The following is a 26,787-nucleotide window of genomic DNA, read 5'->3' as shown; positions in this document are numbered from 1 at the left end:
GCGCGCCCAAGTGTCGCGGTCGAGCTGCGTCTGCGCGACAAAAATCATTAGACAAACTCCAGATCACAATTTAGAATTGTAGTAAACGATCGCATATTGGACGGGCTAACTCCTGAATTATTGGTTTGCTGCTGCTGCTTTGAAGGTCTTTGAACTTCTTTGAGCGTTGATGGCTGGTCGCTACGCGCGCTAATGTTGAATTGCTTTGCTTCCGAACGGACAGTGCGACGCCGAATGCTGTGATCGCTGATCAGGATAACGGCGCTCGATCTTACTGACAGATATTCGGCGGTTGATCCGTGAGTAATATTTTGAATCTTCGGTACGGCGGCGGCTCGCTCGCTCTGAACAAGAGCAGCACCCTCGCAGCTGTCCATTCCGGCTCGTTGCTTCAGCCCGCTGCAGAAAATCAAATCGCTTCTCGCTCCGGTTCGTATCAAATCCGGAAGCGCAGCGACCTTGGAACCATCAAGGCGCTCGGAGACGAAACGCGAAGGGATTCGAAGAGCCTCGAAAGTACGATCGGCAGGCTGTCACGTCCCGCGGAAATTACCAACGTCTATCACAGCTCTCCCGATATGGTGCCTTTCGTTCCGACCGGAACGGTCTATCTCGAATTTCATGAAATGGCCGATGAGCAGACGAGGAATGAACTGATCACCCGGCACCACTTAAAGCTGGTAAGACGGGAATTCGACGGCGGGTTGACGCTTCGTGTGGACGATCATCGACGGGACGCAGTCGAAGTTTGCACCGCCTTGCAGCAGGAGCCATCAGTCAGGATCGCCGAGCCCGACCTGTCGACAGAGGGTGAGGTGAAGGGCTTTGCCGTCCCGAACGATGCCCTGACGGATCACGAGTGGTACCTCGAAAATACCGGCCATAACGGCGGCGACACTGGCAATCTGAAAGCTGGCGCCGATGCGCGAGTGATTGCCGCATGGCGTCTGCTTCAAGGCTTCGGTTCTCCCGATGTGGTGATTGGAATTATCGATGACGGCTTCGACTTGAGCCATCCCGATCTTGCGGATCGATCGGTGCATCCCTGGGACTTTGCGCGCAATGCGGCCAACGTCGCTCCCGAACCCAACCTCACGTCGCCGCAGTTGGGAAACTGGCATGGCACGGCATGTGCCGGGATTGCCATTGGGGCCGTCGGCGCCGGCAAAATCGTTGGCGCCGCTCCTGGATGTTCCTGGATACCAGTGCGCTGGTCGAGTCTGGAGCCGATAGAGATCGCGAAATGGTTTGACTATATGTGTGAGCACGGAGCATCGATCGTCAGTTGCAGCTGGGGCGCTCGGGCGACCAACTACCCACTGTCGACGCGGGTTGCCAAAGCAATCAGCCGTTGTGCCACCGAGGGGCGTGAAGGCAAGGGCAGCATCATCGTCTTTGCCGCCGGTAATGAAGGCCGTGACGTCAATGACCCGGCCCACAGCAGCGTGAATGGATTCGCCATCCATCCAGACGTCATAGCGGTCGGCGCTTCCGACAGCCTGGATGAATATGCTTCCTATTCGAACACCGGCAAGGAAATCTGGATATGCGCGCCCTCGAGTAGTGACAGCGGTCGTGGTGTTACGACTGCCGACGTGACCGGAGAATTCATCGACTCGATCGGAGCGACGCGCCCTTTGGGCTATGTGCCAGGTGATTACAACGAACACTTCGGCAAGACGTCGAGCTCCTGTCCGCTGGTTGCCGGAATCTGCGGGTTGGTGCTGAGCGCCAATCCAGGACTGACCGCGGCGGAGTGCCGCGAGATCCTCAAGCAGACCGCGCGTCGGATCGGTGATCCTGGTTCCTACGATGCTGATGGCCATTCACGACTCTTTGGATACGGATGTGTTCACGCCGAGGCGGCGGTTGCCGAGGCGAAGGCCCGGTTGTTGCAGGCTTAAGCCAATCCGCTGCCTGCAGATCAAGTGTTTGCCCCAAGGGCGCGAGTTGTAACGCAGGAGGAAGTTATGTGGGCATTCCGGGCTTTCGCGATGATGATCGCCGTCAACGCGAGCTTGCATTCGGTCAGCGCGATGGCACAGGAGGCATGGAAGGAACCGCAAGATTCCGCCGCCGCGGTCACCGATCCGGACCGGTATGCCTGGCGGCTTTTCGTGGCCCTCAATTGGCCGGCAAACGTTAAGCAGAGGGCACCGGATTCAACCAAGAAGTTCGGAGATGCGGCACCGGGACCGGTCGTTTGGGAAACCTGGCGGAGCGCCAATAACAATGCAGCCGATACGGCTTACCCCATCGACGGTTCTGACCCCGGCACCTGGCTCGACAAAGAAACGCCCGCCGACAAACCTATCGCTGGTCTGGACCGTGGCGCGGAGCAGCAACGAATCCTGCTGGAGTCGATGAAGCGGGGAAACACACCGCTGCCGGCATTCGAAGAGGACATCGCAAGAGCCTTAGAGAACGAAGAGACCGTCAACGAGACCAGATTAAATCAGGCAACGTTCGAATTTGTGAGGTCAAAGAAGCTCTACAACGTCGACGAACAGATCAAGCTGTTTACGAACCGGGTCCAGACCATCGACTTTCCGCTGGCAGCCAAGGAAGTGAAGGCGCAATGGCGCGAGATCCAGGAGGCCGACAAGCCGCGCTACCACTGGGTCAAGTCCGACAACGGCAAGATCTATGGACTGACGGCGCTCCATATCACGACAAAGGATTTACCGAAATGGCTTTGGGCGACCTTCGAGCACATTGACAACAAGATTCCGGAATCCCAGGGCGGGCGCAAATTCAATATTGGCTGGAATCTGAAGTCGGTGGATCACTTTGCTTGCCCTCAGGCGCCGCATGATTGTGAACAAGCGCCGGCCAATATCGGTCTCGAAGGCACCAAATGGGCAAACTACCGGCTTCGCGGAACGCAGATCGATTTCGTCGACAGCCGCGGCAACATCACGCTGCTCGCGAATTCGCAGCCCGAAGGCGGCTTCCAGAACACGTCGTCCTGCATCACGTGCCACGCCCGGTCGACGATCGGCGCAACGGCACGCATGTCGGTCTTCAAATGTCAGGGGCAGGGTTCGACGGGTATGCCCAGCCCGGCGTGGTTCGTCGACCCGGCCAACAATCTCAAGTTCGTGCAACTTGACTTTGTCTGGTCTCTTTTCCGAGCTCGACGGGCAAATCATAGCGGAGCTCCCCCGGCTCAGGACCCGCTCTGCTCGAATTAGATCGTTTTGCCTAGGGAGAATGAGATGACAACGAACATTCCCGGTTTCGTACAAACCATCAAAGTCAACGATTTTCTGCCGGGTGATCCACCAATCGACATAACTGACATCGTTCGTCAGGCGGATAGCGGCGCAACTCCGCGGATACTTGCGCGGTTAGAGACGGATAAGCCAGATGGAGAGCAACCGCCGTCACCGCCAAAGTTCTTTTCGATTGCACGGCGATGCACGCATGCCGGCTGCAATATCCTCAAGGGCAGTCCGAACTGGGCGACGGCTGACCGGCCCATTGTGTTCAGCATGCTTGGGGAGGGTGCTACGGCTTATCCGGTCATCCAGTGTCCGTGTCATGGCAGCAGATTCGATCTGACCAGTGGCAAGCGCTTGCTGGGTCCGGCGCCGCCCGGTGCCAATCTGGCTCAATTTGAAACCAGGATCGAGACGGTGGGCGAAGATTCCTTTGTGTTTGTGGCGATAAACGCCATGCCCTGACGGGACGAGTTGGCGGTATTTGGCGGAGGCTGACAATGGCAGCAGCTTTGAAATGGACGGCGACGGGGGCGACACCCAGCCAGCGTTACGACGATGTCTGGTTCTTCAATCCCACTGTCGGATGGGCGGTCAACAGCTCGGGATACGTCCAGAAGACGACCAACGGCGGACAGACATGGGAGACCAAGTTCAAGACACCTATCCTCCCCGGGACTAATCGGCCGGTCTACCTTCGCTGCATGGCTTGGCCGAGCGAGCAGGTGGGGTGCGTCGGAACGCTGACAACCGAGCTCCGCCTCTATCGCACCACGGATGGTGGCGAACACTGGAATCCGGTCACTCTACCGGCCGCCGCGCCAAAGAAGGTCTGTGGATTGTATGCGGTAGATCAGTCCGTCATCTACGGTTCGGGGACCAACGATCCCAGCGACGGAGCTGCAGTGATCAAGAGCAGCGACGGAGGAAATAGCTGGATCGCGATCGACATGTCAACGCACGCGTCGAATTTGATCGACATTTACTTCCAGACCAGGGAACGCGGCTGGGTAGTCGGCGGCTTCTCCGACAAGGCGCAGCCCACATATGATGACGTCAAGCCGGTGATCCTCTTTACTGAGGACGGGGGTGAGACATGGGTCGACCGTCTGAAAGACATGCGCTCCCAATTTGTGGAGGGCACCTGGGGATGGAAGATTCAGTTCCTGAATGACCGGCTCGGATTTGTCTCGCTGGAGAACATGACACAGGCCTTCATTCTCAAGACCGAGGATGGCGGCAAGACTTGGTCGAAGTTTTCGGTACACGGCAATGCCAATATTGAAGGCATTGGCTTCCTCGATTCATCCACCGGTTGGGTCGGCGGGTGGGGCGATGAGGACTTTGCCTCGGGCAAGAGCAGCGTCACGAATGATGGCGGCCAGAGCTGGCAGAATGCGGATTCGATCGGAAAGTTCATCAATCGATTTCGCTTCTTCGGCAACCCCGTCAATCTCGGATACGCCGCGGGACGGACCATCTACAAATATGCACCGGACGTGGCAATCAAAGGCGTCGCACCGGTTGCCGTTGCCGCCGCCGCCCGCGCGGAAACCGAAAGCACTCCGTCCTACGACAAGCAGGTGCCGATCAGATTCCAAGTCCCCGCCGGGAGCGAGCGCGCAACGCTCCATATCTGGAATCGCTTCGGCAAGGAGATGCGAACGCTGATCGATGAAAAGAAGCCCGAAGCAGGGTCTCGGGAAATGGTGTGGGACCGCAAGGACGACCGCGGAGAGGCGGTTCGCCATGGCGTCTACATCTATCGCGTGACGGTCGACGGGAATGCAGAGAGTGGCGTGTTCGCGTTGCGCTAGCCGAGATATCACGCGGAAGGCGTAATCTGTATCTGTGTGGGGCGATTGTGTAGTGATGATCTAGGGAGGGATACGTGATGCAAACGCGCTTTGTCGCTGCCGGAGCTCTCCTTGCCACAATTCTCATGAATGCTCACGCCGCATCGGCGCAGGGAGCGCCGGATGTAACGCCCAAGGTGCTGCCGGACCGGATCGACGATGTACCGGACGCTGATGGGAGCCCGTTTCCGTGCTTCGACAATTTCAGTTGGCGGGCCTTCATCGCCCTGAACTGGCCGGCGCTTGAGGGGCCTGAAAATCGCGGCATGCCGGACCGGACCAAAAAGCCGGGTGATAGCGGACCGCGCGTGTGGGAGACCTACAAGGCGCGCTACGAGGTTTTCGCACCGGGGGCACCAGAACCGAAGGGCTGGACCAGTTACGAGGGGGCGAATCCGTGCGGCGGGGTCGACAACGAGACCAAGACACTGAGCGCATTCAGTCATTTTGCGGACTACAATCAGGCATCATTCGTGCTGGGGAGGCTGGCTAATCCGCTGATCGACCAGAGCAAGATGTATACGCGTTATGAGGTCCGCTTTAGCCGCGAACAGTTTGAGTCGATCGTGGATCCGAACAACAAATGGTACATCAAGCAGAATTTGCCGACGGCGGCGAAGCCTGGGACTTTCAAGGATGGCTCGGTTGAGATCAAGGCAGCCTGGCGCGTGCTCAATCCTGGTGATGGCACCGTTCGCAGCCGCTTCTACATCAACAAGGCGATGGTGTTCGATCCGGTTGCGACGGATCAGCAGGGGACAGTCGTCTGCAATGAACATGAAATTGCGCTGGTCGGATTTCATATCGTCATCAAGACGAAGTTGAGGCCACAATGGATCTGGAGTTCTTTCGAGCACGTCGACAATGTGCCGCCCAGGACTGACGAACCCGATGCCAAGGCCGTGCCTGTCCGATACTCATTCAATTCCGGGTTGCCGCCGCAGGTAGTGGCGCCGATGCCGGCGCCAGGGATGATTTCCGAGACCAACCGGCCCGACCCGAATTTGAAGATGCAGGTTATCCGCGCGCAACCGATTCAGCCGGAAACGATGCAGATGAATCGGAATTACTGGAATCTCCCTGACATCAAGGAGACCGTTTGGGCCAACTACATGCTGGTGATGACGCAGTGGCCGAGAATACCGGGCACGCCCGGCATCGGCAACGCGGGAACGCCATTTCCGACCGGTGTTTCATCCACCCTCGCGAACACGACGATGGAGACCTATCAACAGAGAAACGGCAGAAGCTGCATCGAGTGCCATCAAGAGGTTTCCAACTCGCTGGGCAGGGATTTCGTTGCCTTCATGGGCTTCGACGCTACAGATCCTGTGCAGCAGGCGATCGCCGCGACAGCATTCCGGGCCAGTTCCATCCGTGCTGCGAACGCAACCAGGAACTCGCCGAGCCTGGACTCTGTAAGGGGTCCGTCGCGAACTGCACTGGATGATGATCCATCGGTGCAGGCTTTGGTCCGGATCCTTCAGGAGCCGTGAGATAGAACGCCGAACAGGAGGGCGAAGAATGGCCGGCAAGATTAATACATACGGGGAGTTTCAGGACTTCATGGACGCCTGCTGCGTTAAGGTCCAGGCCGATCCGGACCTCTCGGGGCATGGGCGGTGGTGGCGGCAGATGGATCACAATGAGTTTGTCACCACCGGCGAGGTCAAACATCGGCGCGTAGTGGTGGTTGGCGATCCCGACAATTCAGTTATGGTCCAGGCGCTGCGAGGCGTCCCGCCGGACTTTGCCGACGATCCCGGCGCATTGTTTGGCCGTATGCCGCAAAATGCTGCGGCATTTTTCGATGTGGCCGATATCGACGAAATCGCAGACTGGATCAAACGCGGATGCCCAAACGGCGGGGGTGGCGTACCGGCTTCCTGACATGGTGACATTTCTCGGGAAGGGCTGCTCCGGGCGAGTCCGTTCGTGTGCTTCAGTACCTTATTGAGCGCGGTCCAGGCCGGACGGAGGTCGAGCTGGCCAAGGCAATTCATGGTGACAAAGGATATCAGCGACAGGTCAACCAGGACCTGGTGTTGTTGCTGGGAAAAGCAACCGTCACTCGGCGCGGTGAACCATGGCGATACTATCCCGCCTGACTTTTTCCGCTTCGGAATGCTTCAAGGCCAAGGTAGCTGGTTCTGCCTGCGGTCTCAGTAGCCCGGCACGCGATCCGTCCTGCAATCGTATGGACCGTCCTTACCCGTACCCTCAACCCTCGTATCGTAGAAATGGCCCGTGGACGGAGCGGCGAGCCATTCGTCAACAATCGGCTTCGGCATTTCGAAATAGTGGTAGTAGGTCGTTTTGAGCCGGACGACGACGTACTGATTTGAAGCGTCGTAGCAGAGCCTGTTGACGACACTGCTCCGGGTGATGTCCTGGCAAGTGAAGGGTTTGAGTTCAACCGGCCCGCGATACTTCACATCGACAGACTCTGAATCGGCCCAGGTGGCACTCATCAAGAGGAAGATCAGAGACAGGTAGCGCATTGATTTGCTCATTCATTCGAGTGGGCTGCGACTGTAAGCCTCTGGCCGCTGGCAACGTGATCGGCCCATCCGATGCACGTTTTGTCGCCCTCGATTGCTGGGAATCTACGGTGACAACCCATTCCATGCTGTTCAGTTGGAGGCGGAGATCTTGCGCCGCGCGCACGCTCAGCAGCGCGCTGGGCCGCACCGCGTATACGTGGACGACGACGCAATTCGTCCAAGTCATGCTGAACCCTGACGGTCGGCAGTGGATCAACGAGCTTTGGCAGGCCGAGTGAAAGAAGTGAACGGTTCTGCTGCTGATAGCGATCGAATCCTTGACTTGGTGAAGCACCATGTCGGGCGAAGGTCTCACTGGGACCCCGTTTACAAGAGCGGCAGGCTTGTCGGCTAGATCTGGGAGATATCTTTCGTCACATCAAAACAGCGGCCTGATTGCCCACGTGGACGAGTTGCTTCGCCGGTCCTTTCTTTTTCTACGCCAGCCTACGACCGCCGCAATTTAGCCAAGCCGACAAAAAGCTGGACGCGCTATCGGCTCGAATGAGCAGAGGAGCAAGAAGAGCTAGCATGCGGATTTCAGGGACATGGCGTCTCATCGTGCGCGTTTTTCTCCCATTTGCTGCTGGATACTATCTTTCCTACTTTTTTCGAACGATCAACGCTCTGGTCTCTGATCATCTCGTCTCGGATGCCGGGTTCGGTACTGCCGACCTCGGGTTACTCACGTCGGTCTATTTCCTGGTGTTCGCAGCGGCCCAGATCCCAATCGGTATATTGCTAGACCGCTTTGGCCCGCGTCGTGTGCAAAGTGCGTTGCTCTCGGTCGCCGCCGCAGGTGCTGGCCTATTCGCGATATCCACGGGATTGCCGTCACTCTTGATTTCACGAGCAATGATCGGTCTTGGGGTAGCGGCAGCGCTGACCGCTGGGTTGAAGTCCATTGTTCTTTGGTTTCCCAGAGAACGAGTGGCCTTGCTGAACGGTTACATGATCATGCTGGGCTCCCTCGGAGCGGTAACCGCCACGACTCCCGCCGAGCATCTGCTCACCTGGATCGGCTGGCGCCAGCTCTTCGAAATCCTGGCGGCTGCGACTGGTGCCACGGCCGTGCTCATCTATGTGGTGGTTCCTGAACGAGTCGTCGCCTCATCAACAGTACCAACGCGCGTCACGCTAAGCTCCGTTTTTGGCGACAGGCGTTTCTTGCGAGTTGCTCCGTTATCAGCGACTTGCGTGGGATCGGCCTGGTCCCTGCAGGGGTTGTGGGCCTCGCCGTGGCTGACGGACGTGGAGCGGCTCGATCGTGCGAGCCTTGTCGGGCAACTCTTCACGATGTCGATCGTGCTCTGCGGTGGCGCCTGGTTGTTCGGTACGATGGTCCATTACATCAGACGAAGAGGAGTGAAAGCGGAAACAGTATTAGCGATTGTCGCGGTGCTGTTCATCGCTGCCGAGTTTACCTTGATTCTGCGCGTGCCTCTGCCGTCCATTCTGCCTTGGTCCGTTGTCGCAATTGTCGGAACTGCGACCGTGGTCAGCTTCGCGGTCATCGGTGATTACTTTTCGCCAGAACTCACCGGTCGTGCAAACGGTGCCTTGAACGTGCTGCACTTCGGTTGGGCATTTCTGGCCCAATACGGCACTGGCTTGGTCCTCGAGCAATGGCCCACTGACGATGGTCATAAGTCCGTCCTGGCCTATCAAATTGCCTTCAGTCTCAACGTAACAGTACAGATCGCGGCGTTCGCATGGTTCGCGCTACCGTGGCTCCGATCTCTCAACCGGTGGATGGGTTCGGTTCCACTCTTCATGCCGGTTGGCGGTTCCGACGCACTCGAGCCTACCATCTCGAACGAGCAAGCGGTAGTACTAGTGCCCGCTGACGACGACGCGGAGTGGTGAGCAGCGAACTGCAACGTTTAAACTTTGCCGACGAGCATTGATCAACAACTCTCCGAACCGAACGCGTCCGGTCGAGCAGTTGTAGTATGCTCCCAGTCCTTCTTTTTCTACGCCAATCTACGATCCCCGTAAGCGCTTGTTGCGCCAAGTCAGTCGGTGCCTTTTCTAATCATTCCCATCTGAGGACGCTCTTTAATACCCTCATTCGGTGGGGACGACCGTGGCAATCCATTCCTTTCAATCTGAGGCGAATTCGCGAGGTGCGCGAATGCTTCGTAGCGCGCTTGGCACAGCCATTGCGGGCTACTTGGAAGACGACGCGATCATCGAAGTCATGCTCAATCCGGATGGTCGGTTGTGGATTGATCGACTGTCAAGTGGGTTGGTTGACACTGGAGAAACTCTGTCTGCGGTCGACGGCGAGCGCATCGTTCGTCTGGTGGCACACCATGTGGGCGCCGAGGTGCACGCCGGAGCGCCACGGGTTTCGGCCGAACTGCCCGGGACAGGCGAGCGCTTCGAAGGTCTCTTGCCTCCGGTCGTTGCAGCACCGGCCTTTGCTATCCGCAAGCCCGCCGTCGCCGTGTTTACGCTCGACGACTACGTCGCCAGGGGGGTCATGACCTCGGAGCAGGCGAAGATCCTGAGGGCCGCGGTCGATGCACGGAAGAACATCCTCGTCGCCGGCGGGACCTCGACCGGCAAGACGACGCTGACGAATGCCCTCCTGGCCGAGGTGGCGAAGACCTCCGATCGGGTCGTGCTGATCGAAGACACGCGCGAACTGCAATGCAAAGCACCAAATCTCGTGGCGCTGCGGACCAAAGATGGTGTGGCTACACTATCGGATCTCGTTCGGTCCTCGCTGCGACTGCGTCCTGATCGTATTCCGGTTGGCGAGGTCCGCGGTGCGGAAGCGCTCGATCTGCTCAAGGCTTGGGGTACAGGCCATCCCGGCGGCATCGGCACTATTCATGCGGGCACCGCGGTCGGCGCGCTACGGCGGCTCGAGCAACTCATCCAGGAAGCCGTCATCACAGTTCCGCGGGCCCTGATCGCCGAGACGATCAACGTTATCGCCGTACTGGCGGGGCGCGGCGCTGACCGTCGCCTCGCTGAGCTCGCCACGGTCTCAGGGCTCGGTACCACCGGCGACTACAGCCTTTCAACAGCAGGAGACTGACATGCGTCAGCAATTTCGCTTTCTTCGAGGTACGTCGTTGGCCGCCTACGGCGCCCTGTTTTTGGTAGTTCAACCCGCATGGGCGGCTGGTTCGAACATGCCGTGGGAGCAGCCGCTCAATCAGATTTTGCAGTCAGTGGAGGGGCCGGTCGCCAAGATCATCGCCGTCATCGTCATCGTGGTGACCGGGCTCACGCTCGCGTTCGGGGATTCCTCGGGCGGTTTCCGCAGACTGATCCAGATCGTGTTCGGTCTGTCGATCGCGTTTGCGGCCTCAAGCTTCTTCCTGTCGTTCTTCTCCTTCGGCGGTGGCGTGGTGATCTGATGGATGAGGCGATCACAGGCTTTGTCGTGCCCGTTCATCGCGCGCTCACTGAGCCAATCCTGATGGGCGGCGCGCCGCGATCGGTTGCGATCGTCAACGGCACGCTTGCGGCAGTCCTGGGTCTGGGGCTGCGGCTCTGGATCGCGGGTCTGGTCCTCTGGTTCATCGGCCACATGGCCGCCGTCTGGGCCGCCAAGCGCGACCCCGCTTTTGTCGATGTGGTGCGCCGACATCTGCGCATCCCCGGTCATCTCAACACCTGAGCTCTCGGTCATGATGAACCTTGCTGAATATCGCCATTCCAACGCGCGGCTCGCCGACTTCCTGCCCTGGGCAGCCCTGGTCGACGAGGGAATCATCCTAAACAAGGACGGCTCGTTCCAGCGGACGGCGAAGTTCCGGGGGCCTGACCTCGACAGCGCAGTGCCGGCTGAACTTGTCGCCGTCGCCGGTCGCTTGAATAACGCCTTGCGTCGCCTGGGATCCGGCTGGGCCGTGTTCGTCGAGGCGCAGCGACATTTTGCAGGAGCCTATCCTCCGAGCACCTTTCCGGATGTCGCATCCGCGCTGGTCGACACGGAGCGTAGAGCTCAGTTTGAAGAGGCGGGCACCCACTATGAGTCCAGTTATTTCCTGACCTTCCTCTATTTGCCACCGGAGCAAGGGGCTGCCAAGGCAGAACGACTTCTCTATGAGGGTCGGGATCGCACCGTTGGAGCAGACGCGCGTGAGGTTCTCCGCGCATTTATTGACCAAACCAACCGCGTGCTTCAACTGGTCGAAGGGTTCATGCCGGAATGCGCCTGGCTCGATGATCAGGGCACGCTGACCTATCTGCACTCGACGATCTCGACCAAGCGTCATCGCGTTCGAGTACCCGAAATTCCCATGTACATCGATGCGCTGTTGGCCGATCAGCCGCTTACCGGCGGGCTCGAGCCGATGTTGGGCTCAGCCAACTTGAGGGTTCTGACGATCGTCGGCTTTCCGGGAGCGACGACGCCGGGGATCCTGGATGACCTCAATCTACTGCCGTTTTCGTATCGTTGGTCGACCCGCGCGATCATGCTCGACAAGACCGATGCCGCCAGGCTCGTGACCAGGATCCGCCGACAGTGGTTCGCCAAGCGGAAATCCATCGGAGCCATCCTCAAGGAGGTCGTGACAAACGAGGCCTCGACGCTGCTCGATACCGACGCCCACAACAAGGCGCTTGATGCCGACGCGGCGTTGCAGGAACTGGGGTCCGATCAGATCGGACAAGCCTTTGTCACTGCGACCATCACTGTCTGGGACCTTGATCCCAATGCCGCTGATGAAAAGCTGCGCTTAGTCGAGAAGGTCATCCAAGGCCGCGATTTCACCTGCATGATCGAGACGGTGAATGCCGTCGAAGCCTGGCTCGGTGGCTTGCCGGGCCATGTGTACGCCAATGTGCGGCAGCCACCGGTGTCGACCCTCAACCTCGCCCACATGATTCCGCTGTCGGCCGTGTGGGCCGGCGAGGTGAGGGATCTGCACTTCAAGGGTCCGCCGCTCCTGTTTGGGAAGACCGAGGGATCGACCCCATTCCGATTCTCCCTCCACGTCGGCGACGTCGGCCACACGCTCGTGGTAGGGCCGACAGGTGCCGGCAAGTCGGTCCTTCTAGCTCTGATGGCGCTACAGTTCCGTCGTTACCCGAACTCGCAGGTCTTTGCGTTCGATTTCGGCGGTTCGATCCGGGCGGCCGCGATTGCCATGGGCGGCGACTGGCATGATCTCGGCGGTGGACTGTCTGACGGGGACGAGAACCCTGTGGCTCTGCAACCATTGGCCTGGATCGATGATCCCTCAGAGCGCGGATGGGCCGTGGAATGGATTGGCGCGATCCTGGCGCGCGAAAAGGTCGAGATCACGCCGGAGGTCAAGGATCATCTTTGGTCGGCGCTCACCTCTCTCGCTTCGGCGCCGAGGGAGGAGCGCACCCTCACGGGCCTCTCAGTTTTGCTGCAATCCAATTCCCTGAAAAGGGCCTTGCAACCCTATTGCCTAGGTGGTCCCTCTGGACGCTTGCTCGATGCAGAATTCGAGCGCCTCGGCGAGGCGTCGGTCCAGGCATTTGAGACCGAAGGCTTGATCGGAACGAGCGCTGCCCCGGCCGTGCTGGCGTATCTCTTCCATCGTATCGGTGATCGTCTTGATGGTCGGCCGACACTCCTCATTGTCGATGAAGGCTGGCTTGCCCTCGACGACGAGGACTTTGCCGGCCAGCTCCGCGAATGGCTGAAGACGCTTCGGAAGAAGAATGCGTCTGTCATCTTCGCTACCCAGTCGTTGTCGGATATCGACGGCTCCGCGATCGCGCCCGCTATAATCGAAAGCTGCCCAACTCGTCTGTTACTACCGAACGAACGGGCAATCGAACCGCAGACCACCGCCATCTACCGCCGCTTCGGTCTCAACGATCGCCAAATCGAACTTCTGAGCCGGGCAACGCCAAAGCGCGACTACTACTGCCAGTCGCGCCGGGGCAACCGCATGTTCGAACTTGGGCTTGGTGAAGTCGCGCTCGCCTTTACGGCAGCTTCTTCCAAGACCGACCAGGCTGTCATCGCGCAACTCTTTGCCGAACATGGACCTGACGGCTTTGTGCCGGCTTGGCTCCAGCACCGTGACGTCGCGTGGGCCCTCGACCTGATCCCCAATCTCGTCAATCTGGAGAAATTGCTATGAAGCGTCTTGGTCTATTGGCGGCTGCTGGCACGGTCGCGCTGATCCTGGGCGTCACGGCGCCTGCAAGGGCGCTGATCGTCTTCGATCCCAACAACTACGTTCAGAACGTCCTGACTGCCGCACGAGAGCTGCAGCAGATCAACAATCAGATCACCTCGTTGCAGAACGAGGCGCAGATGTTGATCAGCCAGGCGAAGAACCTGGCAAACCTGCCGTACTCGTCGATACAGCAACTGCAATCTTCCATCCAGCGGACTCAGCAATTGCTGGCCCAAGCCCAGCGCATTGCCTACGACGTCCAGCAGATCGATCGTGCCTTCTCGACGAGCTACGCGCCAGCTACCAGTAGCCAGTCGGATCAGTTGCTGATCGCCAATGCTCAATCGCGTTGGCAGAATTCATATGCCGCAACGCAAGACGCGCTTCGTGTCCAGGCAGGCATCGTTGGCAACCTCGACACCAACCGCGTCCAGACCTCCGCGCTCGCTAGCTCGAGCCAAGGCGCTATCGGTGCCTTGCAGGCGACACAGGCCGGCAATCAGATTCTGGCATTGAACGCGCAGCAGCTCGCCGACCTCACGGCTGTCGTGACGGCGCAGGGCAGGGCGCAAAGCCTTGAAGCCGCGCAACGCGCGGCGGCCCAGGACCAAGGCCGCGAGCAGCTTCGGCGGTTTCTCACGCCAGGGCAGGGCTATCAATCATCCAACGTGCAGATGTTCCACTGATGACCGATATCCGGGCATTCACGGCGTTGTCGCTGCTTACGACAATCGGCGTCCTGGTCGTCACTGCCTGCACGATTCAGCTTCGCGGCGGAGACGGTCCTCCGCCGCCGAAGGCGGAGCAAACGGCAGACGCAACCAGCTCAGACCTCGCGCCCTGCCGCAGCGTCACTGCGGAGCAAGCAGAGCGTTATGAGCGTTGCAAGCAAGTTTGGGCCGAAAACCGCCGTCGCTTCTTTGGCAAGATGGACGGTGCCGCAGTTCCAGGCCGCGACGAATCCGCCGCCGGCGTGGCGCTCGCTCCAAAGGATCAAAGCCGGATCCCCCAGGGATATCCGAACCTGGCGACCCCTGAGGCGAGCAAGCCATGACAGGTACGGGGATCATTGACCAGTTTCTTGAAACGTTCACGCGTTATATCGACAACGGTTTCGGACTGCTCGGTAGCGATGTCGGATATCTCGCAACGACTCTTGCGGCGATCGACATCACGCTCGCCGCATTGTTCTGGAGTTGGGGAACGGACGAGGACGTCATCGCGCGCCTCGTCAAGAAGACGCTCTTCGTCGGCGTCTTTGCCTACCTCATCGGTAACTGGAACAGCCTGGCACGCATCGTCTTCGAGAGCTTTGCCGGTCTCGGGCTGAAAGCATCGGGCGCAAGCCTATCTGCATCGGATTTCCTAAGACCTGGAAAGATCGCTCAAGTCGGCCTTGATGCCGGCCGACCATTGCTCGACTCGATCTCCAACCTGATGGGCTACATCAGCTTTTTCGAGAATTTCGTCCAGATCGTCGTTCTCCTGTTCGCGTGGGTCGTGGTGCTGCTCGCCTTCTTCATTCTGGCGATCCAGCTCTTCGTCACCCTGATCGAGTTCAAGCTCACGACGCTAGCCGGCTTCGTGCTCATTCCCTTTGGCTTGTTTGGCAAGACCGCCTTCGCGGCGGAGCGAGTGCTGGGCAACGTGATATCTTCCGGCATCAAGATCCTGGTCCTGGCCGTCATCGTCGGCATCGGCTCCACCCTGTTCTCGCAGTTCACCGTAGGTTTCGGCGATGCACAGCCGACCATCGAAGACGCGATGACGCTGGTGCTCGCGGCGCTTTCCTTGCTGGGCCTCGGCATCTTCGGCCCGGGTATCGCAAACGGCCTAGTGTCGGGCGGACCTCAACTCGGCGCCGGGGCCGCGATTGGAACAGGCCTTGCTGCTGGCGGCATTGTTGCGGCTGGCGCGGGACTCGCCGCTGGCGGTGCCGGTCTCGCTGGCGGTGCGGTTGCAGGCGCCGCGCGCAGTGGCAGCGCTGTCCTAAGCGGAGCATCAGCCGCATATCGAAGGGGCGGCGTTGCTGGCATCGCGGAGGCCGGCAGCTCTGCTGCGATGAGCCCTTTGCGTCGAGCCGCGGCTGCCTTCGGAGGAGGGCGAGCAGGCGAGCAAGGCGCGAGCACCTCGGCTGAAGGGCAGCCTGATTGGGCGCGCCGCATGAAGCGTGCTCAGACCATTCGGCATGGTGCCTCGGCCGCTGGCCACGCTGTCCGCTCGGGCGATCACGGTGGCAGCGGCTCCTCCGTCGATTTGTCCGAAGGAGAACGCTGAGACGCACCACTGCATCTCCGCCGCACAGCAGCGCCTCAAATCCACCTAGCGCACGACTTGAAACCGATCACTCGATATCAAGGGCAACCCGATGTTCAAACGACCATCAGTTCACTACGGGCGCATGCCCGAGCCGATTACGCCTTATCAAAAGGCCGCACAGGTTTGGGACGAACGCATTGGATCGGCGCGCGTGCAAGCCAAGAACTGGCGCCTAATGGCGTTTGGCTGTTTGATGCTGTCGGCCGGTCTCGCTGGCAGCCTTGTCTGGCAATCGAGCCGGGGATCAATCACGCCGTGGGTGGTGGAGGTCGATCATCTCGGCAAGGCCCAAAGGGTCGCGCCGGCAAACATCGACTATCAACCGACAGATGCCCAGATCGCCTACCATCTGGCGCGCTTCATCGAGGATGTCAGAGGCCTGCCGGCCGACGGCATCGTTCTGCGCCAAAACTGGCTCCGGGCCTATGATTTTACGACCGATCGCGGCGCCGCTGCGCTCAACGACTACGCGCGCAACAATGATCCTTTTGCCAGACTTGGCAAGGCGCAAATCTCCGTCGACGTCTCGAGCGTCATTCGCGCGTCGTCGGAAAGCTTTCGGGTCGCGTGGACCCAGCGCATCTACGACAACGGCTCGTTGAGCTCGACTGAGCGCTGGACTGCAATCCTAACGATCGTGATCGAGACGCCGCGCGATGCCGAACGTCTGCGCAAGAATCCCCTTGGCGTCTATGTCCGCGCCATCAACTGGTCAAAGGAGTTGGGTCAGTGACCAAGACGCCGTCTGACGTTCATTCGAAATGTTCCATTCAGAAAAGCAGGCTCAATTCGGCTTGGCCGGAGTTCGTGAGCTCGAAGCGTGCACTTCTATCCGCTCTTCTGCTTTGCTCGTCCGTGCTCGGTGGGTGCGCGACCTACATTCCGCCGGAGATCAGCTATGACGCTGAAGTTCCTCCGCTGCCGGCGACGCCCGTCGCTCTCGACGACAGATCGCGACCTCTTCACGTTCCGCCCCTCTGGAAGCCTGCTCTCGGCGGCAAGTCGGGAGGGAAAGAAGACGCTGAACCCGTGAGCCGGGTTGAGACCGCAAACGGCGCAGCCCGCGTGGAACCGCGCAAGCGGGGGTATTTCAACGCAGCGCAAATCTACGCCTACAGTCCTGGGGCGCTCTATCAGATTTACGCAGCGCCGGGGCAGATCACGGATATCGCGCTCGAGGAGGGGGAGCAGTTGACGGGATCGGGGCCAATCGCGGCCGGAGATACCGTACGCTGGGTCGTGGGCGATACCGAGAGTGGAAGCGGCGACACGCGGCGCGTCCATATCCTGGTCAAGCCGACCCGAGCTTCGATCGAGACCAATCTCGTCGTCAATACCGACCGGCGCACCTACCTGATCGAGCTCCGCGCCCGCGAACGGCCATATATGCCGTCTGTTGCCTGGTACTATCCAGAAACTGCACGGGAACGATCGCGTTCGGTCGCTCTGAGGCCCATTCTTCCGGACCCGGCGCGGCGCATCTCCCGCTATGCCATCGAAGGGGACAGTCCTCCCTGGCGTCCGATTGCTGCATACGACGATGGGCGCAAGGTCTATATCGAATTCCCGCAAGGCATCGTGCAAGGTGAGATGCCTCCGCTCTTTGTCATCGGTCCGGATGGCAAAACCGAGCTCGTCAACTATCGCGCTTACACCAACGTATTGATCGTCGATCGGCTGTTTGCTGCCGCTGAACTCAGGCTAGGCGGTGAGCACCAGCAGAAGGTCAGGATTGTCAGGACTGACGGGAGGCCGTCGTCATGAACACCCGGAATGTAAACGATGGGGAGCAAGCAGTTCCCCCGGAGACACAATGGGAGCAGTCAGAAAGTTTCCGCTTGAGAGCAGAGCATCCGCGCGTGACAAGATTGTCACGAAAGGTCTTGGCCGGCGGGATCGCGTTTGCCCTGCTTGTCATCGGCGGAGCGGTGCTGTGGTCGCTGCAGAACAATCGCTCCCGTAATCAGGCGGCCGATGAGCTTTACGGTACCGACCATCACAATGTTGCCGACGGAATTACGACGCTGCCGAAGGACTATGCTGGCGTTCCGCGCCAGCCAATACCGCAGCTTGGCCCGCCGCTCCCCGGGGATCTCGGTCGACCGATCCTCGCGGCCCAGGGCCAGCCGCCGACGATCGGCGCTGATCCGGACCAGCAGCGTCGAGAACAAGAGACCGAAGCTGCGCGTATCAGCCGTTTGTTCGCTTCGACCAATGGAAGAGACGTGCGTCCGCCCGTCCCTGCGGCGGTTGGAAGTGACCGCGTGGTGCCACCGAACGCAACGAGCACTGGCGACGATGGATCTGCGCAGAACGGCCAGGACCGCAAGCTTGCCTTCGTGAACGCCTCTGTCGACCGTCGCACGGTAAGCCCTGACCGTGTCACCAGACCCGCTTCACCATACATCGTGCAGGCTGGGACGATGATTCCAGGGGCGCTCATCACTGGAATTCGATCGGATCTGCCAGGCCAAGTTACAGCGCAGGTAACCGAGAATGTTTTTGATACGCCGACCGGCCGCTTTCTTCTTGTGCCTCAAGGAGCGCGCCTGATCGGGATTTACGATAGCCTGGTCACTTTCGGCCAATCCCGTGTGCTGCTTGTCTGGACCCGGCTGATCATGCCGAATGGACGTTCAATCGTTCTGGAGCGGCAGCCTGGCGCTGACACCGCAGGATATGCAGGCCTCGAAGATCGGGTTGACAATCACTGGGGCGAACTCTTTAAGGCTGCGGCACTATCGACGTTTCTGGCGGTCGGGACAGAACTGGGGGCCGGTTCGGACTCCAACAGCAACGACAGCGCCATCATCCAGGCATTGCGACACGGCGCCTCCGACTCATTAAGCCAAACTGGACAGCAGGTCGTTCGGCAGAGTCTCAACATTCAGCCTACTCTGATCGTGCGCCCCGGGTATCCGGTTCGCGTTCTCGTCAATCATGACCTCATACTTACGTCGTATAGAAAGTGACAACATGCCGAAACTCAAAATAGGAGAGCTTCCAGACGACAAGCCCGTCAAAGTGAGCACAGAACTGCCTGCGGCCGTGCATCGTGATCTCATTGCATATGCAGAAGCGCTTACGCGTCAGGGTGGTCAAGTGGTCGATCCGACTAAACTCATCGCGCTCATGTTGGCGCGCTTTATGGCGACGGATCGAGGATTTTCTAAACTGAAACGTGAAGGCCACGCCCCCTCCACTGACGAAGGACAGTGACGCTTAAGCGTCCCCGAAGCTGTTGGTCGACGCAAAATAGTTCCGTAATCAACCCAGGCGCTGCCGAGTTGGCGCTAACAGCTGGATATCGTATCGGAAAGTGTGTTCCCGCGTCTGCCCGGAACAACTCCGATTACCGGGTTCTCTCTGTTTTCAGACGCGAGAGTGCTGGAGTCTAGGTGCGGCTATTCGTTACCTTCAGGCGCGTTACACTACTCCGGCCATCGACGCTGACAGGCACGTCACCCTCGATCGTGGCCCGACGTACGATGCGACGCTGGTCCCCGTAGTCGTTGACCGCGTAATGCTGCGTTGCCCGGTTATCCCATATCGCAATATCGTCCTCTAACCAATTCCAGCGCACGGTGTTTTCGGGTGCGGTGATGTGCGACTGGAAAAGATCAAATAGTTTTTGTCCGTCGTATTTGGAGACCCCAACAAAGTGCTTCACCAAGGCGCCGAGCACTAGCGTCCGCTCGCCTGTTTCGGGATGGACGCGTACGACGGGATGCTCGGCCTCGAAAACTGTTCTGGTGAACACCTCGTCAAAGTGTTTTTTGTCGACATCGCGGACACGTGCCATCCCGGCGTAATCGAAAACATTGCTGTGAACGGCCCATAGGCCCTCGGCAAGCCGTTGTAGCGGCGGCGGCAGATCAAGATAAGCGGCAGCTGTGTTCGACCACAGGGTGTCGCCTCCGAACGTTGGCATTACTACTGCCCGTAGGACCAAAATCTTGGGATAGGCGTCGGCGAAAGTCCCATCTGCATGCCAAACGTCGGCGCGACCGCCGCCGCGAGTGGAATCCAACTCGAGGAGCGACCCCATCCCCTTGGTAGCACCGAGCATCGGATGTGGCACTAGCTTTCCGAGGCGAGCGGCAAAGCGCTCCTGCTCGGCGTCATTGAGATGTCCTTGATTGCGGAAGAAGATCACCTTGTGCTCGAGCAATAAGCTGCTGATCGCGGCGATCGCGTGATCCGGTAGATCGCCTGATAGTTTGATATTTTTGACTTCGGCACCGATGCGCGCTGCACGTTTCACAACATCTGTGCTCGGGATGAAGCCACCGATCAAAGCCATTGCGCTCATCTTGCTTTTCCAAGTCCTGGCCGCTCTTCCTCGCCTCTTGAAGCGAGTAATCTTCAGCAAGCATCGTGCCAAGTACCCGTCAATGCGCACTGAACGAACGGTGGTATTTGGCGCGAGCCATAAACTGAGCCGATGGTTGGGCATGCCAGGCGACGCTGGGAAAGCTATGCCGAATGGACTTTAGCTTACTATGCGCGCTGTACTGGATCTGACACCAGCTTGTGCCTCTGTCAGAATACGGACAACTGTTTCTAAACAGTGCGGTAAGTCCGAGCTGACTGTTCCGTTAGTGAATTTCGCGAGGTAATCGATGGCCCGACCGCTGGAGCCTGGGAGAGCTGTAGATGCAACATCAGGTCGAGCGGCGCTGTTGGCTGGTCATGCACATTTGTGTTTCAGTCCTGAATCGGGATAAGAGCTGCGACTTCCTGGTCCCGCGCCAGTTTGCTCGCCGCTAGGCCGGTGGCGACACCAATGCGATCTGCCGCGGGGCGGTTTTGGCTCATCTTGCGCTTGCCTTCGACTTTGGTGATCGGGATGCGCACGCCGACGATTTCACGCAACTGGGCGGTTATGAAATCCGCGGGCGCATCGCTGACCGCCCAGGGCGTCGCACGTGACGTCTCATGGATATTCGTCAGACGCGTCACGATCTCGAGCAGGCGATTGGGATCCTCGAAGAACTCAATCGGCCCATGGGCGTGGACCGCGATGTAATTCCATGTCGGAACCACATGTTCAGCTTGTCGCTTGCTGGGATACCAGGATGGCGTCACATAAGCGTCCGCGCCAGTAAAGATCGCCAGAGCTTCTCCAATCGGGGCCGTGCGCCATTGTGGATTGCCCTTCGCCAGATGCCCGTACAGCGCGCCGTGTTCGCCTTCGCTCTCATTGAGGAAGAGCGGAAGAGGGGTCGCAAGTGGCCCATCTGATGTCGCCGTGATCAGGTTGGCCAATCGGGCGCAGCGGATTGTCGCTCGAATGTTCTCGATGTCGTCGTCTCGAAACGGGACTGGTATGTACATGAAGGCTCTCCACTGGCAGCGTGGAGATAAACCTAAATCAATATGCTAGAAAACTGCCAGTTTCAGTCGTTCCCCTAACCGTGTTTCAAAACCACTACGTCCTGGCCCCGTCGAGTTGAGCAATCAACGCTGATTATCGTCATTGCTGCAGTGCTAGCAGAGCTTCTTCCGATCAGCTGGGGCAAGCTGGGTAAGACTATCCGCGGCTCGATCGCGGGCACGGCCACCGCGATTCATCACCTGCGCCCACCCGGCGGGCCCGCATCGGATCTGCCTTCCGCGTTGTTCACATATCTTGCAAATGAATTGAGGTCCTAATGTCGTTCACTTATCGCCCTATGCTCAAGACGCAAACGGGTGAGGTTGCTGCCCTGCTCCAGTTGGTCGCGCCCCAACGCGGCGCCTTGCGGCGCGACACTCGATGTACCCGGGCCGCATCGCCGAAATGATCCTGAACGGCGCGCTGAAACCGGCGACACGTTTTGCGAGAACCTCTTGGATCTGGACGACGAGTAATGACGTCGTCGCCTGTAACTCGGCAGGCTGAAACGCGGCGCACGCCAGGTCGGCATCGCGGCCGTTCTGGCTTATAGTGAGCCTATACTCTATCGCGCACTCACGGGACGACGTTTAACGCCAAAATTGCGATCACCGCCGTCACCACTGTGACCGTCATGGTCACGGTTTCGAAGCCGATCCCCCAGCTTCCGTTTTCACCAAGGTCCACCACAAAAGAACCAATCCAAATAGTACGCACGCGCCGCCGTTAACGACGACGCGATTAGCTCTTATATCGACAACGAAGGAACCAAGAATGGCTATTCCCAAAATGAGAAGCGCTACTCCTGTTGCGGCAGTCAAAACGTTAGAACCGTTTTTTCGGGGCATCGCTGCTACTCCGATCTTAGTTAGTCCGAATGGTGACAAGCCTGCTTGCAACTTCGGAGCGTAATTACACTGCGCTAAATGTCTAACCGTTTCCAGTCGCAGCGAACGGCAGCAGAGCCGCCGCCATCGAAGTCTGCTGCAACCGTCTCGATGCTGAACGGCCGCGGATCCGCCTCATCCGCCGGGCTGTTGGTCCTTCGCCGAACTCCAGTCAGGACCGTGGATGCGGACCATCTCGCGATGGGACCACTTGATGAAGGCACGCTCAACACAAAAGGCGGCGGCGACCCCAGCGGCCAGCGCAAGGCCGCAGGCGATGTAGTCGTTCGTGAAATTCCAATAGATATTGCTGCCGGCGACCACGACAAAAGTGAGTGCCATCGCCGTATTGCGAAATGCCTTGACCATTTTGCCCCCAGCAAATTGCCTACGAACTTCCTAGCATTGCGACCCTGAGGATCAGCAGCGTCGACGGGGCGTCCTGCGCCGTCTTTCTGCACGGACCCCAGAAAGCCACGCCCGCATCCGAATGCCGGCAGCGGCCCGGCGATGGTTTCGCCTCGGTCGGGCAGCGCCGCTAGGCGTCCACTTGGGCGCGCTTGTGCAGCGACGTCCCGGCGATACGGTCCAGATCGGGGCCTAGTTTCCGGCCGCGCGTAATATCGCGCTCGACGGTCCGAGGCGGTGTCCTGCTCTTTGCCGGTATCCATCACGCCGATCAAACCGCCATTTTGGCGGTTTGATCGGCGATGGATCCCCGCTGTGCTGCGTCTCCGGATGCATCCCTTCATGAGCCGCCTTCCGCTTCGCGATCAGCTTCGCGCTGCGCCGACGTCAGGTCGCGGCGGATCAGGTTTCGTCGGTTTCGGTTAACGCTGCTTGCCTCGTTATCGCACGAACTAAATGGACGTCCACAAGAATGCGCCTCTGACCCAGAAAGGTCGAGAGGCCATGGTGTAGGGTTGTTGAAGGAGGGGTACGGGAGATTGCATCGATGGAAACGTGGTGTCCAAAGCCAATGGCGCGTTCCCCGACCTGGGGCAGGGGCAACTCGCCTTGGACAGCTTCAGCTACACGATCTCCGACGGTACGCTGGGCGATACGGCAAGCACTAGATGATCTTGGAATCGCGGTCGCTGAGAAGAACCTCGTAGAACAGTTGACCTTTGTTACTCTTCAGGCGCGGCCCACCATTGATTGACCTCGTCATGATTTGCGTCAACACAAGGGAATCACGCTCGCCGGCTCGCCTCGGCCGAGGGAATATCCGCTCCCCGGGGAGGACCGGAGTTGATCGATACAGACCCAAAACGACACGATCGACCCGTTCGGACCTTCGATCGGCACCGGAACTACGGGCGACAATGACTTTGGTGAGCGTTGTTTGAGCTGCTCTGGCTTAGGCGCAGGACTTGATAAGGTATCTTAGGTGTGGTGAGTGTGGGGAAAGGCGGTAGCGCTCCCCCGCTATCAACGATCCCCCCGACATAGCCATGTTTGGGAATAGGGCTGGATTGCCGCAGAGGGCCGCTAGCCGCCCCTTGATATCAATCCGCACACTCCGGTCATCCTCGGCATTAGCCTTTGTCCCGGCACCGCCCGGTCGGCTGGGACTGGCATGCACGACAATGGCCGTCACCAATTCGCGGATGGCCGCGAACTCGGTCGGGGCACCGCGCTTCAACTCTGTAGCCAGTTCCACAACGGCGCGCTTGTAGCGGTCGAGCGCCTTGGGGGCAGGGCGATGATGTTGTCGCCTTCTTTGGCGCTTTCGAGCCCGGCTGCGACCATGATCTTCTCTGCCTCAAGTTCCTGCATGCGGGCGACGAGCTGCTCCGGCGGTATGCCGGCAACTACGAAGCAGTCAACGATCCGCGGCCGAGTTGGCGGCCGAGCGCTTTCGTGCAGCATGTGATCCACGCTGATACGGCAGCCGTGCGACGTTCTGCACCAGATCGCGTGCGGTAATCGACGACATCGGGGATCAAAAGGCACAGCGGATGTAACCGGCTTGATGACCTTGAAGGGCCCCGACGTGCAATATCGTCGGGGCCGTTGCCTAGGAAGCACGCGCAAATCCGTTCTTCATCTATTCAGCGGCTCTAGGAAATGTTTCGTTCGCTGTGAGGCGGCCCTGCGCGCATTGAGTGACTTCGCAAGCACCCGTGCTTTGCGTTATTTTGACGCAAACCTTTGCTGGGGTATCCTGATCATATTGCTCGGAATACCGCCCCGGGTCGGAACTCGAAAACTGCGTCACTGAGCGAGTTTTTTGAACAAAGTAGCCGCCCGGGTGCTTTGGATGGATGCAGTCCCCCACCTGTCCGGCGCTGCAACCCGGGTTGGGGCCGTGCGAACAGGTCTTCATTACGGTATCCGAGGTTACAGGCTGAGTATCCCATACAACCTGGGGCGGATCCCTTACGATGACCTTGGAGTTCGTTTCACCGCCGACCTTTAGCTGAAGAAAAACATCGCCGTTGCCAGTACGCTCAATGACTATTTGCTCCGTTTTTCCCTGAGTCCACTTCTCGGGCTTGCTGACTAGGGTGCCACCTTTTACGAGAGGTGGTGCATCATAGTTTGCATTTGCATCGTCGAGGTTTCTTCCAACCCAGAACGCCTCGAACGTGAGAAAATCTCCCTCTCTACTGCGCAACCAGATAGGCAGCCCCGCCGATTTGTGATTGAGGCAGCTTTCGTAAGCGGCTATGGCTCGCGCCGAGTAAGTTTGTGAAAAATAGCTTGTCGCATAGGAGCTGCGGTAGTCAAATTTCGTAGCTTGAGCTATCCGAACAGCTTTTTCCTTGGCTTCAGCGTAGCTGCCCGAGCCGGAAATCAACCCATAGGAACCACTCAAGGCGCCGCTCTTTTTTGCTTGATCGAATTCCTCCTGACTTGCGGTAAGAACAAAGGCCAGCTCGGTTTCTCCCGTGGCGCGAATGTCCTTCATCTCTTGAACCAAGAAAGCTCGCGGGTCACATTGCGCTTCTGCGTAGTTTGTGAAAGCAAACAATGCGACGGCGCTTGCGCACATAGCGCAAAGGAACGCACTGAGGCGGGTCATTTTCCTAACCTCCGCATGAGATGATTAAACAACCAATGCTTGAGCGCCGCTCACCGCTCGTCAAGGGCGAACGTAACTATTCTTAGTACTTGACATTGCGGCAACGGATGCGTGTACATCAACGGCAGGTCGCCCCGCGTGTTGGAAAAATGCCGCGAACCCAAAAACTCGCCCCAGGGATCGACTGAAAGACCTCATCGCAACACGCGCAGCTAACGCGCGCGTCCCATGCGCGTGATGAGGCGCACGCGATCGCCGTCGCGCTCCATGCGGAGGCGATATCCGTCGTACTTCACCTCATGGAGCCAATCTGGGCCGTTCGGGACCGTGGTGCCTTTGGTTGGCAGGCAAAATTCGAATGAACGCATGCGGGAAAAATAGGCATTCTCGCCTGATTTGCGAGGGCGACTTCGTGAGCGCGGACTAATGGGCTGTGGGCTAGGCTCCACAACCTCTGGCAGAGACATTGCTACCAAGCTACTTGGAATAGACTTTTTTCAGTCAGACGCTTTTGTATAGCACTTCCTTGGTTTGGCCATGCCGCACCTTCCGAACCTCAATCCGGTTCGCCCCGGTCCCGGTCCTGAACAGCGACTGCGCAACTTGCAGCGCAGGTTCCGTGCGGTGTCGTCGCGTCATGATCGTGCTATCAAGCTGCGCCGTGTCATGAACGCGGCGATGGCGATCTCAGCCGTTACACTAGCTGTTGCGGTCTTCGGGGTCTTGGCTTCGAGCCCTTGGCCGGTCACGACAACGCTCAGACATATCGCGTCCGCGCCCAACTGTGAGTTTGCCCGCTTGTTTGGCTTGGCACCGGCGAGGCTGGGAGAGCCGGGGTACTGGAGACATCATGATCGCGACAGGGACGGAGTTGCTTGTGAGCCATGGCCGTCGCGGTAGTTTAAGGTTCGTGTTTCGGCCAATTCTCTAGCGGCCCAAGGCTGAGCTCCAAGACATTTAATGGGGCCCCCAGCCGGAAACATGTTGAAACGGGAGGAGGTAAATGTGGGAGCTTACCTACGAACTGATAAAAGCGCTGATCGTTGAGGCTTTGAAATGGGGAATTCTCGCCCTTGGCGGCTGGCTAATCCTGAATGTTGCGCCAATCACAAGATCGATTGCCAAGAAGGGCATTCCTCGCTCTATGGTCATCACCATCATTGCGGCTGTGACCATATCTGGCTTCCTGAATGGCGCTATCACAATACTCTACAACGATTACCAAATAGCTCGCCTTGGCGAGTGGGGCCAGGATCCTGGTCCCTTGGACCCCAAAAACGTCAACGGCGGTTATGGGCCAGTCACGGCGACTTGTCCAAAAGGCTCTTACGTCGTGGGCGTCCGCAACTACGGTAACACGGCTAAGCCATATTGCATCGGGTGCTTCGTGGCCGTTCAGGTATTGTGCCGAAAGCTGAATAACTGACC

Annotated in this window: 26 protein-coding genes; 20 read left to right on the top strand and 6 right to left on the bottom strand. The window is 58.8% G+C overall.

The genetic code is table 11. The features are described 5' to 3' along the window. Positions 1–299: 299 nt before the first annotated feature. From ACM42_RS24260 to ACM42_RS24235, 6 genes are all read left to right on the top strand, one after another. Positions 300–1,904: a S8 family serine peptidase gene (locus tag ACM42_RS24260; protein ID WP_271530256.1), complete on the top strand. Its 1,605-nt coding sequence runs from the start codon at positions 300–302 to the stop codon at positions 1,902–1,904. Positions 1,905–1,994: 90 nt separating this feature from the next. Further along, positions 1,995–3,194 carry a hypothetical protein gene (locus ACM42_RS24255; RefSeq protein WP_128948367.1) on the top strand — a complete coding sequence of 400 codons (1,200 nt, stop codon included), beginning with the start codon at positions 1,995–1,997 and terminating at the stop codon, positions 3,192–3,194. Positions 3,195–3,218: 24 nt separating this feature from the next. Beyond that, complete coding sequence (locus tag ACM42_RS24250; RefSeq protein ID WP_271530255.1) at positions 3,219–3,686, top strand: Rieske (2Fe-2S) protein; 468 nt, start codon at positions 3,219–3,221, stop codon at positions 3,684–3,686. Positions 3,687–3,721: 35 nt separating this feature from the next. After that, positions 3,722–5,038, top strand: a complete 1,317-nt coding sequence (locus ACM42_RS24245) for a YCF48-related protein (protein ID WP_128948369.1) — start codon at positions 3,722–3,724, stop codon at positions 5,036–5,038. Positions 5,039–5,112: 74 nt separating this feature from the next. Beyond that, complete coding sequence (locus tag ACM42_RS24240) at positions 5,113–6,573, top strand: hypothetical protein (RefSeq protein ID WP_271530254.1); 1,461 nt, start codon at positions 5,113–5,115, stop codon at positions 6,571–6,573. Between the two features lie 28 nt (positions 6,574–6,601). Beyond that, positions 6,602–6,967: a hypothetical protein gene (locus tag ACM42_RS24235; protein ID WP_128948371.1), complete on the top strand. Its 366-nt coding sequence runs from the start codon at positions 6,602–6,604 to the stop codon at positions 6,965–6,967. Between the two features lie 272 nt (positions 6,968–7,239). On the opposite strand, the gene ACM42_RS24230 is transcribed toward ACM42_RS24235, so the two are convergent. After that, positions 7,240–7,578, bottom strand: a complete 339-nt coding sequence (locus tag ACM42_RS24230; RefSeq protein WP_128948372.1) for a KTSC domain-containing protein — start codon at positions 7,576–7,578, stop codon at positions 7,240–7,242. Between the two features lie 573 nt (positions 7,579–8,151). Between ACM42_RS24230 and ACM42_RS24225 the strand changes: the two genes are divergently transcribed. The 12 genes from ACM42_RS24225 to ACM42_RS24170 all read left to right on the top strand — a co-directional run bounded on the left by ACM42_RS24225 (position 8,152) and on the right by ACM42_RS24170 (position 19,286). Next, the gene (locus ACM42_RS24225; protein ID WP_128948373.1) at positions 8,152–9,486 is read left to right on the top strand and encodes an MFS transporter; all 1,335 of its coding nucleotides are present in this window, start codon (positions 8,152–8,154) and stop codon (positions 9,484–9,486) included. A gap of 268 nt (positions 9,487–9,754) precedes the next feature. Beyond that, on the top strand, positions 9,755–10,669 hold the full coding sequence (gene trbB, locus ACM42_RS24220; RefSeq protein ID WP_208757083.1) for a P-type conjugative transfer ATPase TrbB: 915 nt from the start codon (positions 9,755–9,757) through the stop codon (positions 10,667–10,669). 1 nt (position 10,670) lies between these two features. Next, positions 10,671–10,994: a TrbC/VirB2 family protein gene (locus ACM42_RS24215; RefSeq protein WP_271530253.1), complete on the top strand. Its 324-nt coding sequence runs from the start codon at positions 10,671–10,673 to the stop codon at positions 10,992–10,994. Then, positions 10,994–11,257 carry a VirB3 family type IV secretion system protein gene (locus tag ACM42_RS24210; protein WP_128948376.1) on the top strand — a complete coding sequence of 88 codons (264 nt, stop codon included), beginning with the start codon at positions 10,994–10,996 and terminating at the stop codon, positions 11,255–11,257. The genes ACM42_RS24215 and ACM42_RS24210 overlap by 1 nt, the downstream gene beginning before the upstream one ends. A gap of 10 nt (positions 11,258–11,267) precedes the next feature. Next, the gene (gene trbE / locus ACM42_RS24205; RefSeq protein ID WP_128948377.1) at positions 11,268–13,709 is read left to right on the top strand and encodes a conjugal transfer protein TrbE; all 2,442 of its coding nucleotides are present in this window, start codon (positions 11,268–11,270) and stop codon (positions 13,707–13,709) included. Next, on the top strand, positions 13,706–14,434 hold the full coding sequence (gene trbJ, locus ACM42_RS24200) for a P-type conjugative transfer protein TrbJ (RefSeq protein ID WP_128948378.1): 729 nt from the start codon (positions 13,706–13,708) through the stop codon (positions 14,432–14,434). Before trbE ends, trbJ begins: the two co-directional genes overlap by 4 nt. Then, the gene (trbK-alt, locus tag ACM42_RS24195; RefSeq protein WP_128948379.1) at positions 14,434–14,802 is read left to right on the top strand and encodes a putative entry exclusion protein TrbK-alt; all 369 of its coding nucleotides are present in this window, start codon (positions 14,434–14,436) and stop codon (positions 14,800–14,802) included. Before trbJ ends, trbK-alt begins: the two co-directional genes overlap by 1 nt. Beyond that, on the top strand, positions 14,799–16,025 hold the full coding sequence (gene trbL / locus ACM42_RS24190) for a P-type conjugative transfer protein TrbL (protein WP_271530252.1): 1,227 nt from the start codon (positions 14,799–14,801) through the stop codon (positions 16,023–16,025). The genes trbK-alt and trbL overlap by 4 nt, the downstream gene beginning before the upstream one ends. A 91-nt stretch (positions 16,026–16,116) precedes the next feature. Continuing rightward, entirely contained in the window at positions 16,117–16,800 is a 684-nt protein-coding gene (gene trbF, locus ACM42_RS24185) for a conjugal transfer protein TrbF (RefSeq protein WP_128948381.1), read from the top strand. Continuing rightward, positions 16,797–17,831 (top strand): P-type conjugative transfer protein TrbG, encoded by a 1,035-nt coding sequence (trbG, locus tag ACM42_RS24180; RefSeq protein ID WP_164937377.1) that lies wholly within the window; start codon positions 16,797–16,799, stop codon positions 17,829–17,831. Before trbF ends, trbG begins: the two co-directional genes overlap by 4 nt. Then, positions 17,828–19,039 (top strand): TrbI/VirB10 family protein, encoded by a 1,212-nt coding sequence (locus ACM42_RS24175; protein WP_128948382.1) that lies wholly within the window; start codon positions 17,828–17,830, stop codon positions 19,037–19,039. Before trbG ends, ACM42_RS24175 begins: the two co-directional genes overlap by 4 nt. A gap of 4 nt (positions 19,040–19,043) precedes the next feature. After that, positions 19,044–19,286 carry a DUF2274 domain-containing protein gene (locus ACM42_RS24170; RefSeq protein ID WP_128948383.1) on the top strand — a complete coding sequence of 81 codons (243 nt, stop codon included), beginning with the start codon at positions 19,044–19,046 and terminating at the stop codon, positions 19,284–19,286. Positions 19,287–19,461: 175 nt separating this feature from the next. Here ACM42_RS24170 and ACM42_RS24165 read toward each other — a convergent pair whose 3' ends face one another. The 5 genes from ACM42_RS24165 to ACM42_RS24145 form a co-directional block, all read right to left on the bottom strand. Next, positions 19,462–20,379, bottom strand: coding sequence for a TauD/TfdA dioxygenase family protein (locus ACM42_RS24165; protein WP_128948384.1), 918 nt, complete (start codon positions 20,377–20,379; stop codon positions 19,462–19,464). Positions 20,380–20,774: 395 nt separating this feature from the next. Next, the gene (locus tag ACM42_RS24160; protein WP_128948385.1) at positions 20,775–21,404 is read right to left on the bottom strand and encodes an FMN-binding negative transcriptional regulator; all 630 of its coding nucleotides are present in this window, start codon (positions 21,402–21,404) and stop codon (positions 20,775–20,777) included. A 1,062-nt stretch (positions 21,405–22,466) separates the two neighbouring features. Beyond that, a complete protein-coding gene (locus ACM42_RS24155) occupies positions 22,467–22,700 on the bottom strand; it encodes a hypothetical protein (protein WP_128948386.1) in 234 nt (77 codons plus the stop codon). 1,272 nt (positions 22,701–23,972) lie between these two features. Continuing rightward, complete coding sequence (locus ACM42_RS24150; protein ID WP_128948387.1) at positions 23,973–24,203, bottom strand: hypothetical protein; 231 nt, start codon at positions 24,201–24,203, stop codon at positions 23,973–23,975. A 178-nt stretch (positions 24,204–24,381) separates the two neighbouring features. Continuing rightward, the gene (locus tag ACM42_RS24145; RefSeq protein ID WP_128948388.1) at positions 24,382–25,359 is read right to left on the bottom strand and encodes a hypothetical protein; all 978 of its coding nucleotides are present in this window, start codon (positions 25,357–25,359) and stop codon (positions 24,382–24,384) included. 537 nt (positions 25,360–25,896) lie between these two features. On the opposite strand from ACM42_RS24145, the gene ACM42_RS38515 reads away from it, so the two are divergent. Both ACM42_RS38515 and ACM42_RS24135 read left to right on the top strand, forming a co-directional pair. After that, entirely contained in the window at positions 25,897–26,259 is a 363-nt protein-coding gene (locus tag ACM42_RS38515; protein ID WP_333921836.1) for an excalibur calcium-binding domain-containing protein, read from the top strand. A 103-nt stretch (positions 26,260–26,362) separates the two neighbouring features. Next, the gene (locus ACM42_RS24135) at positions 26,363–26,785 is read left to right on the top strand and encodes a hypothetical protein (protein WP_128948389.1); all 423 of its coding nucleotides are present in this window, start codon (positions 26,363–26,365) and stop codon (positions 26,783–26,785) included. Positions 26,786–26,787 lie beyond the last annotated feature (2 nt).

Source organism: Bradyrhizobium sp. CCBAU 25338 (assembly GCF_028128965.1).
GTDB lineage: Bacteria > Pseudomonadota > Alphaproteobacteria > Rhizobiales > Xanthobacteraceae > Bradyrhizobium > Bradyrhizobium liaoningense.
This window is presented reverse-complemented; position numbering and strand designations above follow the sequence as displayed.

Excerpts from the sequence above, each read along its gene's own strand:
- ACM42_RS24255 (WP_128948367.1), top strand. The coding sequence starts at position 1,995 with ATGATGATCGCCGTCAACGCGAGCTTGCATTCGGTCAGCGCGATGGCA.
- ACM42_RS24250 (WP_271530255.1), top strand. The coding sequence starts at position 3,219 with ATGACAACGAACATTCCCGGTTTCGTACAAACCATCAAAGTCAACGAT.
- ACM42_RS24245 (WP_128948369.1), top strand. The coding sequence starts at position 3,722 with ATGGCAGCAGCTTTGAAATGGACGGCGACGGGGGCGACACCCAGCCAG.
- ACM42_RS24235 (WP_128948371.1), top strand. The coding sequence starts at position 6,602 with ATGGCCGGCAAGATTAATACATACGGGGAGTTTCAGGACTTCATGGAC.
- ACM42_RS24230 (WP_128948372.1), bottom strand. The coding sequence starts at position 7,578 with ATGCGCTACCTGTCTCTGATCTTCCTCTTGATGAGTGCCACCTGGGCC.
- ACM42_RS24225 (WP_128948373.1), top strand. The coding sequence starts at position 8,152 with ATGCGGATTTCAGGGACATGGCGTCTCATCGTGCGCGTTTTTCTCCCA.
- trbB (WP_208757083.1), top strand. The coding sequence starts at position 9,755 with ATGCTTCGTAGCGCGCTTGGCACAGCCATTGCGGGCTACTTGGAAGAC.
- ACM42_RS24215 (WP_271530253.1), top strand. The coding sequence starts at position 10,671 with ATGCGTCAGCAATTTCGCTTTCTTCGAGGTACGTCGTTGGCCGCCTAC.
- ACM42_RS24210 (WP_128948376.1), top strand. The coding sequence starts at position 10,994 with ATGGATGAGGCGATCACAGGCTTTGTCGTGCCCGTTCATCGCGCGCTC.
- trbE (WP_128948377.1), top strand. The coding sequence starts at position 11,268 with ATGATGAACCTTGCTGAATATCGCCATTCCAACGCGCGGCTCGCCGAC.
- trbJ (WP_128948378.1), top strand. The coding sequence starts at position 13,706 with ATGAAGCGTCTTGGTCTATTGGCGGCTGCTGGCACGGTCGCGCTGATC.
- trbK-alt (WP_128948379.1), top strand. The coding sequence starts at position 14,434 with ATGACCGATATCCGGGCATTCACGGCGTTGTCGCTGCTTACGACAATC.
- trbL (WP_271530252.1), top strand. The coding sequence starts at position 14,799 with ATGACAGGTACGGGGATCATTGACCAGTTTCTTGAAACGTTCACGCGT.
- trbF (WP_128948381.1), top strand. The coding sequence starts at position 16,117 with ATGTTCAAACGACCATCAGTTCACTACGGGCGCATGCCCGAGCCGATT.
- ACM42_RS24175 (WP_128948382.1), top strand. The coding sequence starts at position 17,828 with ATGAACACCCGGAATGTAAACGATGGGGAGCAAGCAGTTCCCCCGGAG.
- ACM42_RS24170 (WP_128948383.1), top strand. The coding sequence starts at position 19,044 with ATGCCGAAACTCAAAATAGGAGAGCTTCCAGACGACAAGCCCGTCAAA.
- ACM42_RS24165 (WP_128948384.1), bottom strand. The coding sequence starts at position 20,379 with ATGAGCGCAATGGCTTTGATCGGTGGCTTCATCCCGAGCACAGATGTT.
- ACM42_RS24160 (WP_128948385.1), bottom strand. The coding sequence starts at position 21,404 with ATGTACATACCAGTCCCGTTTCGAGACGACGACATCGAGAACATTCGA.
- ACM42_RS24155 (WP_128948386.1), bottom strand. The coding sequence starts at position 22,700 with ATGGTCAAGGCATTTCGCAATACGGCGATGGCACTCACTTTTGTCGTG.
- ACM42_RS24150 (WP_128948387.1), bottom strand. The coding sequence starts at position 24,203 with ATGCTGCACGAAAGCGCTCGGCCGCCAACTCGGCCGCGGATCGTTGAC.
- ACM42_RS24145 (WP_128948388.1), bottom strand. The coding sequence starts at position 25,359 with ATGACCCGCCTCAGTGCGTTCCTTTGCGCTATGTGCGCAAGCGCCGTC.
- ACM42_RS38515 (WP_333921836.1), top strand. The coding sequence starts at position 25,897 with ATGCCGCACCTTCCGAACCTCAATCCGGTTCGCCCCGGTCCCGGTCCT.
- ACM42_RS24135 (WP_128948389.1), top strand. The coding sequence starts at position 26,363 with ATGTGGGAGCTTACCTACGAACTGATAAAAGCGCTGATCGTTGAGGCT.